Source organism: Prosthecobacter sp. (assembly GCF_044378005.1).
Taxonomy (GTDB): Bacteria; Verrucomicrobiota; Verrucomicrobiia; order Verrucomicrobiales; family Verrucomicrobiaceae; genus Prosthecobacter.
In genome coordinates, this window is sequence record NZ_JBILYB010000075.1 from 21,084 (window position 1) to 29,202 (window position 8,119).

The following is an 8,119-nucleotide window of genomic DNA, read 5'->3' on the forward strand; positions in this document are numbered from 1 at the left end:
ATGGTTCAGCGTTTGCCGTCGGCGAGGGACTTGAAGAGCGTGCAGACTTCCCGCCAGGGCGTAGAATAGTAGCCTGTGTAGCTCTGGCCTGACTTCAGCATGGTGTAGAAAGTCTGTGAGCCGTCATGCTCTTTGGTTTCGGAGTTCAGCTCCACGATGAGCAGATCGGAACTGAAGCCAGCCAGCACGCCGTCTTTGGCATGAGTCAGGATCTCATCGACAGCGAGGCGGTTTCGCCCGGCGGGCAGCGGCATGTTTTTGTGCGCATCATCATAGCCGGGATACTCGCCGCGCTTGGTGTTGTCATAGTCCCAGGCAACGACGATGAGGTCGTAGGCGATTGGCAATGGCTGCGCATTTCGCGCGGTGACCCAACGGCGAAGGGTGTCGCGCCCAAAGCCATGTTCCTGCCAGTCGTCGTTCGTTTTGCCATGGCAAAAGCCGCTCCAGGTGTCCTCAACGGCGGCGACGAAGGGCGGCGCGAGTTTTTCATCTGGTTGGAGACCGACGCGGATGAGTCCACTCTCGTAACTCTGCGACAAAATCGCAAGCGAGCTGCCTTGATCACGATTCGGCAGCACGTCATAGACGGCGATGCGACTCGGATGAATCTCGGCTCTGAAGAAGGTGATCAGCGACTGCAACTCGGCTTCCGCAAAGACGGGCGTGAGCTTCTTGTCATACATGCGCAGCACGAGCGCGGGCACGATCTCGACAGCGGCTGGAACGGCTTTCCGCCAGTCGCGAAAGAGCTGCATCGTACGCTCTGCGGGCAACTCATGATGATGGATGAGATAGAGGCGGGTGGGATTCGCATCCTGCATGAGCACTCGTGCTGCGTTGGCAATCTCGACGGCGGTCGGAGCTTTTGGCTCGGGGAACTCCGCACCCCAATAGCCACGCTTCGGCGCGGCGAGCGAGGCGTTCAGCCAGAAGGAGCGCTCCAGCTTTTTCAGATCATGCGCTGCAAGATCGAAGCTCACACACAAGAGTGCGATAAGAAAAAGCAGAGGCTTTGTTTTCATGGCTTCTTCCCGAGCAAGATCTGCATGGCATCGGTGAGTACACTCTCCACCTCAGGCGCGACATTGGAGGAAGTGGGTCCGGTTTCGTAGCCGCCCTCTGGATAAGCGGCGGCGGTGCCGATGTAGCCGGGGCCGTAGTTGCCGTAGGCGGCCATCATGACATGCAGATCAGGTCGCATGGCTTTGGCGGCGAGCTGATATTCGACGAAGAGTTCGCCCGGCAGATGCAACATGCGCGTGGTGCCGACACTGAGGCAGGTGATGTCGATCTTGTGCCCAGCCTTGGTGCGGCGGACAAAGGCGAGCTGATCGGCGAAGGAGATGTAGCCCCTGGCTGCCGTGGCTTTGAGTTTTGCTACGAGGTCGGCTTCATCCAATCGCGGTGAGAGCGGCAGGCTGACGGGAATATTGCCCCAACTGATGTCGGTGGCGGCGAGCGGCAGCTTGGTGGTCTTGTCATAAGCCTCACGCATTCCGGCGGCGAGGCGAGTGGCGAGAATGATGCGATTGCTCTGCGTGCCGTCGTTGTATTTGCCTGCGGCGACGTTTCCTCCCGCTCCATTGAAGTGGACATGCAGTGCGGCGTTCACATCCTGCCCGCGAATGAAGCGTGCGATGCCTGGGAAATCAGGGCTGGGAATGCCGAGGCGATAATAGCTCTGCGGATGGCAGGCATAGGCGCTGAGCACGGCGACAGGTTTGTCGCCATTCCAAAAACTGAGCAGTGAGACGACAGGATCAATGAGTCCCTCCGGCAGTTGGATCAGACCTTCGATCTTGCAACTGCTACCACGCATGCGGCCGACTTTGCCTTCGGGTGTGCGTTCCACGCGGCGGTTCGAAGCGACCTCTTTGACGATGGCCTCCCCGAAGCCGTAGTGCGTGATGGGTTGTGCATTCGGCAATGCTGCACGGATGGCATCAGCCGCACGCTGGATAACCACGCGATGGAAGGTGCCATCGAAGCGGGTGTAGCCTTTCACATCGAGTTCCTTGATGATCTTCTCGGCGGTGAAGTCACAGCCCGGCGCATCATGCTGATGCAGCGCATGCACCGCCACGCGAGCAGGCACGGTGCCTGCGGCCTCGGCGAGCGCGGCACGGAAGGCATCGTGACCTTCATTGGCAATACCGATCCAATCCACCGCACACAGCACGATGGGCTGCTCTGCGCCGAGAAGGGCAATGCCACGACAACGCAGCGTCATTTCATCCACCCGCTTCACCGGGTCATAAGCCATGGCCGAACCAAGTGAAGGTGTGGCATCGACATCGAAGGTGGCGAGACGCAACGACTCCGCTGCGAAGGCCGGAAGAATGAGCGCGAGATAGAGGAGTGCTTTCATGATGAGTTCGGTTTGAAATGAAAACTACTTCGCCTGCTGTTTCGCCAGTGCGGCGAGGAAGGCTTTCTCACGATCCTCGACATAGCGATGGTAGCCTTCGGGGTCGATGAAGGGATTCGTACTGCTGGTGCCGAGGCGTGCATGCTTGTCATTCATGTCGTAGTAGCCACCGTGGGCACCGAGGAAGAGATCGACGGGCTGCGCTTTGAGAAAGCGGAAGGTCTTCTCGTAGTCGGTCGCGATGGTCGGGTAATCCTTGTTGACGACGAGAATGTAGCCGGGATTCACGTTCGGGCTGCCGATGATGACGGCGTTGAGGCCATCGACCTTCGTCGTCCAGGTAGTGCAGCCGCGTGTGTGACCAGGGGTGAGGTTTGCAACGAGTGTGCTGCCGCCGAGTTTGACCTCCTCGCCGTCTTTGAGACGGCGGTCCACTTTGGCGGGGGTGAACTGCGTGTAGTCGGCCAGACGTGACTTCTTCGCGCCACCGCTCTCCACCGCATCGGCGTCCTGCTCCATGACGAAGTATTGGGCCTTGGTCAGCTTGATGACTTCCGCGCTGCCTGCGCAATGATCCGAGTGAGCGTGGCTGATGAGCAGGATCTTCACGTCGGTGAACTTGAAGCCGAGTTTCTCGATGCTGGCTCGGATGAGCGGCACGGACTCTTCAAAGCTGCTGTTGATCAGGATGTGGCCCTCCGGCGTGGCGATGAGATAGGACGCGAGATCCTTGGAGCCGACGTAGTAGAGGTTTCCGGCGATCTTGTGCGGCGGAAAGGGCTCCATCCATGCCGCGGGCTGCTCGGCGAGCGAGTGGAGGGACACGAGGAGGTTGAGCAATAGCTGTAGAGTGCGGCGTGTGTGCATGGTGGTCATGGGTTCGAATCAAAACTCCTCCGCCATTTGATCGAGTTCCTGGTTGATGCGGTCTTTCCAGGTGGCGGGAAGATCGAGTTGGGGGAGTTGGCCGAAGGTTTCGATGGCTTTGATCTTCTTCCCGGCTGCCAACAATGTGCGAGCGTAAGCTTCGAGGAGATTGCCCCGAGCGGTGATGCTGGTGACCTTGGTGAAGTCGGTGCCTTCAAAGGCTTTCACGGCTTCTTTCGCGCGTTGGCTTTCGATGAGCAATCGTGAGAGGGCGATGAGGCTCTCGACACGCCAGGCGTAGTTCGACGGCGTGACTTTAAGGGCTTGGCGGAACTGCTCTTCGGCCTTCGCGGTGTTGCCCTGCTTTTGAAAAAGCACGCCTGCTTCGCGAAGTGCCCGACCACGCACGCCGATCTCCGCACCCGGCGCGGCGGCGGCGAGCTGCCACTGCGCGAGTTCGGCAGCGGCGTCCTTCTTATCGTGGTAGATGGTGGCAAGAATGCCGTGCGCCTGACCCAGCACGCGCGTGGGCCAGGAGGCTACTTGCTTGTCATGCACAAACGTAAGCGCTTCGTCGTAACGCTCGAAATCGGCAAGCACACGCAGCTTGGCGAAATCGCGCAACGCGGGCTCCTTGATCGTAGCTGCGAGGGCGAGCGAACGGTCGGCATCCTTCAGCGAATCGACGGTGATGTCGAGTGCCTGCGAGAGGTAGGTGAAGTTCTCGCTGGCCTCGTCGGTCTTCGTCGCGAGCGCTTCGAGTTTTTGCAGTGCTTCGTCGTAGCGCTTCTCCGTGCGCAATCGCTTCACGGCGCTGAGCGCGGTGTAGTCGATGGCGTGTGAAGCGCCGCCGAGTGAGACGAGGCAAACCAAGAGGAGGCAGAGTCGATTCATGAGCGGATCATTTGAAGGTTGCTTTGCCGAAGCTCGCATCGCCGGGGATGCGGGAGGCATTGAGCTTGCTGGTCCAGGCGGAGAATTCGCGGTTGGTCTTCTTGTCAGTGGAGTCGGTGAAGTGCACGCGACCGACATTGAGATACCAGGTGTCACCAGCTTTGGGTGCCTCGGTGCGCATCGTTTCAAAGGGAATGACGGCCATGGATTCCCAGCGGTTTTTGGCCGGGATGAGTTTCGTTTCAAAGGTCCATGCGCCATTCCAGCCTTCGTCGTTCCAGCCGTAGCGCGGGTGCAGGTAGTCGGCGATGAAGCCGTGCTCGGCCTCGTTGAACGACGTCGGCTCCGGCTCGTAGGCGAAGTAGAAGTAGCGGCTCTTGTCGGCGATGGGCGAGACATTGACGACGATGCTCTCCTGCAACCACAGCTCGGCATCGTGGCCGCGGGCGGCGAAAGTCGTCTTGTTCGCTGGCTGCTCGCCGCTGACGCGGATGTAGAGGTTCGAGTCGTCACAGAGCACGCGGAAGGTCGTGGGTGCTTGCAGCTTCGTCACGGCGGCATCGGTGGGCAAAAGCGGATGCGACTCGGCCTTCTCCCAACGGGGTGAATCAAGCGTCAAAGGCCCGGCCGCACGCTCAATGGTGAGCGATTGGCTTTGCTGGATCATTTGCGCCGGATTCGCCCGCATCTTCGCGGTGTCCCAATTGAACGGCGCACGTTCCAAATAGCGTCCGGCATACTTCAGGCTCTTTTCGTCGGCGAAGCGATACGCGGGGTTCTTTTTCTTCGCATACTTCGCGTCGCCATTGGCCACGCCGGTGATGAAGGCGTTGCGCGCATCCACCGCGTCGAGCAACTGAGTGAGCGAGGCCACGTTGTTCATCGCCTGATGATTGCGCCACGCATTGATGACGAGCGCGAGGCGCTTCAGGAAATCGAACTCGTAGCGCACGATGTCGAGCCTGCGGCGCACCTCGGGCAGTTCGACGCTGCCTTCTGCGGCGGCGAGGTCTTCTTCGAGCGAGTTGATCACGTCCGGCGGCCAAAGAGTGCCGAGCGCGAAGATGGGATCGCGTCCGGACTGATACGCATATTCTCGCAGCACCCGCCACAGCTCGACGCGCCTCTGCACATTGGTGAAGAAGCGGCGCATCGGGTTCTCGCACTCGCGAAAGGCGGCCTGCAGGTATTCGTCGAAGAGTTCGTTCGCGCTCTGCCGCTTCGGATCGATGGCGAGGCGCAGATACACGTAGATGTTCGGTCCTTCGAGCCCCCATTGGCCTGCGCCGGGGCTGCCATTTACCTGCACCATACGCACGTTGTTCTCCATCAGCAGGCGACTTTGCTCCGCGATCATCGAGACGGTGGTGAGCGGCGTGAGGCCGACGAGATGGAAGTTTCCCCAGTTGTAAAGATACGCCGAAAAGCCGCCGGGCACCTTGAGCTGCTTCCACGCGGCGAAGGATTCCTCCTCAGAGCTCATCATTTCGATGATCGTGTTCTCCGGGAACTCGTGGAAGGTCTGCGGCGGCTCCCGCGAGATGCTGTAGGCCGTCATCATGAGCTTCTTCCCCGGCCGATCCTTCATCAAGCGCAAGGCCATGTCGCGATGCATGATCCAGATCTTCTCACCCCACGCGCGGTCGGTGCTGAAGGCAATGCCATCGGTTGGCTTGGTCGTGGGCTTCACGCCGTACAGCGCCTCGCATTCCTTGCACTGGCAAGGGCGGAAGCCATCGGCCTGGCCCAGTTCGATGACATCGTAACCGCTGTCGAGAGTCGCGAGGATGTGCTTGTAGATCAGCTCGCGCACCTCGGGGTTCGAGAGGCAAAGCTGCCCGTCCGTCGTGCCGACTTCCGGCTGCCGCACATTGCCCGTGAGGATGAAATACTCGGGATGCGTCTTCCCATACTCGCTAATCGGCACTGCGGACGGATGCTGATGCCCGCCACGCGACCACACACGCGTGAAGCGCCGACAATGATTCGCCGTGTAGAACAACTCCGGCCCATTGCGCATGTCGTGCTCGATGAAATGCGGCTCGCCACGCACATCGAGCGTCGGCGGCACATGAATGATCGACTGCGGCACGAAGGTCGTGCCTGATTCATCTGGCGACAAAAACCGCGCTCCGACAAAGCGATGCACAAACTCCGCCGTGCCAAACAGCGTGCCTTCAAAGGGCAGCGATTGATCCTTCGTCGCCGTGCGCCAGCCCGGGATGGCGCGTTTCCCTTCGAGCGTATCCGGCTCGTCATTGCCCGCGATGATCACATTCCGTTCGACCACCTTGTGCGCAAATCCCCAACCTTTGAGCTGACGCACCTCCACGCCATTCGCCGCCGCGAACTTCGTCGCCCCGACATAGAAGCCCGGACGCCCCGCCTCAGCCTGAGACTCCTTCACCACCTGCAGCGTGATCTTGTTCGCCGCAAACGCCTGCTGCAACAACTCCGCCGCCCGCGTCACCGACGACTCCGCCGTCGCATTCGCAAAAGTATCCGGCACCACGATCTGATACTTCGATTTGCCTCTGAACCCGAGGATCATGTCCTCCGGCTCGTCCACATCCGTCATCGCGACTTGAGCGAAGCCTAACAGCGCCAAGGAGAACGAACAGACGAGAACGGTGAGTAGGCGCATAAGGCGAGTGGTAGGAGATGAAAACACGGATGAGGCTAACGTCGCCAAGGGGCACGCTTTGTCCGCTCAGTCATTGTTGCCGACTTTATGGCCTCAAATCACGATTTGGCCTTCACCAATGCCGCACGGATGTGTTCCGCCACCTGCTTCGCCATCACCGATGAACCTTTGGCCTGAAAATGAACGTTGCGTGGGATTTGCAGCTCGGCCTGGCGGGGCTTTACCAGCGACCAGAGGTCGTTCCAGGTCACGCCTTCTTCCGACATCACGCGTTTGGCGACTTCGTTGTAAGGCAGCTCCGAGTCTTTGACATACTTCGCGGCATCGCTTTCGGGCACGGGCGTGGTGCTGGCGAAGATGAGTTTGGCACCCGTTTGTTTCAGGCGGGCGATGATTTGACGCAGGTTCTTCTCATAAACCTCAGGCGGCACGTTTTGATGCCCGCCGTTCGTCGGTGAGGCGTAATCGCCCTTCGAGTTCTTGTCGCGATCATCGGCGAAACGATAGGAGAGATCATGCAGGCCATGGTTGAAGTGAATCACGTCCCATTTCTCGTTCGCATCCGGCAGCCAGCGCTTGAGGCCGTAGTAGCCGACCGCCACTTTGGTCGAGCCGCAGTTCGCGGGCACGCGATGCACATTCGCCACGCCCGCGAGCAGCTTCCGCACCTCCAGCGCATACGCGATGGATACGGAATCGCCCATCAGGAGCACACGCGGGAGCTTTGGATCATCGGTGATGGCAACAAACTCGGGTGGGGTGGCCGGTTTGTCCGCCGCGAACGCGGTGCAGGCAGTGAGCAGGAGGCAGAGAATGGTTTTCATGAGATCAAGGCATCCAGCGGGCTTTGTAGGGGCGGGCGTCTTGGAAGGTGATGGTTCCTTCGGGAGCGAAAAGGCGCAGAGTCGCGCCCCAGGTGCTGAGGACGATTCGTTGAGTTACTGGATGGACGTCCACGGACTTCACCTTGGCATGGTCCTTCAGTGTGGGGTGAGGCCGGAAGCTCGCTCGATCGCGATCAAAGAGATGCACGCCGTGCTCGGTGGTGAGCAGCAGCTCGGCGCTGGCGGGCACGGGGCGCAAATCATGACCGTCAGCGTCCGGCAGTTTGTGCGTGCTCTTGAGCTGAAGTGCTGGCGAGGCCGTGTCCCAACCGGCGAGGGTGTAGGAGCGCAGCTCGTCGAATCCGAGCGCCCAAAGGCAATGCCGCGCCTCATCCCAAAACACGCCATGTGCGGAACGCAGCGGTGTTTTGAAAACGGGCACCGCCCCGCCTTTCAAATCGAAGACCTCCAGATGATCGCCGCTCAGCGAGCTGGCCACGACCACACGATCACCCGGCA

6 protein-coding genes and 1 pseudogene are annotated in these 8,119 nt (G+C 60.0%); all 7 read right to left on the reverse strand.

The genetic code is table 11. The annotated features are described in order from the left end of the window. Positions 1-5 precede the first annotated feature (5 nt). Positions 6-1,025 (reverse strand): hypothetical protein, encoded by a 1,020-nt coding sequence (locus AC6FTP_RS15040; protein ID WP_497207737.1) that lies wholly within the window; start codon positions 1,023-1,025, stop codon positions 6-8. Beyond that, positions 1,022-2,371, reverse strand: a complete 1,350-nt coding sequence (locus AC6FTP_RS15045) for a hypothetical protein (protein WP_497207738.1) — start codon at positions 2,369-2,371, stop codon at positions 1,022-1,024. The genes AC6FTP_RS15040 and AC6FTP_RS15045 overlap by 4 nt, the downstream gene beginning before the upstream one ends. A 24-nt stretch (positions 2,372-2,395) precedes the next feature. Further along, positions 2,396-3,238 (reverse strand): subclass B3 metallo-beta-lactamase, encoded by an 843-nt coding sequence (gene bla / locus AC6FTP_RS15050; RefSeq protein WP_497207739.1) that lies wholly within the window; start codon positions 3,236-3,238, stop codon positions 2,396-2,398. An 18-nt stretch (positions 3,239-3,256) separates the two neighbouring features. Next, on the reverse strand, positions 3,257-4,132 hold the full coding sequence (locus AC6FTP_RS15055) for a hypothetical protein (protein ID WP_497207740.1): 876 nt from the start codon (positions 4,130-4,132) through the stop codon (positions 3,257-3,259). A gap of 7 nt (positions 4,133-4,139) precedes the next feature. Then, entirely contained in the window at positions 4,140-6,776 is a 2,637-nt protein-coding gene (locus AC6FTP_RS15060; RefSeq protein ID WP_497207741.1) for a DUF4838 domain-containing protein, read from the reverse strand. Positions 6,777-6,874: 98 nt separating this feature from the next. Further along, the gene (locus AC6FTP_RS15065; RefSeq protein ID WP_497207742.1) at positions 6,875-7,600 is read right to left on the reverse strand and encodes an SGNH/GDSL hydrolase family protein; all 726 of its coding nucleotides are present in this window, start codon (positions 7,598-7,600) and stop codon (positions 6,875-6,877) included. Positions 7,601-7,604: 4 nt separating this feature from the next. After that, positions 7,605-8,119, reverse strand: a pseudogene (locus AC6FTP_RS15070) (hypothetical protein); the annotation flags it as partial.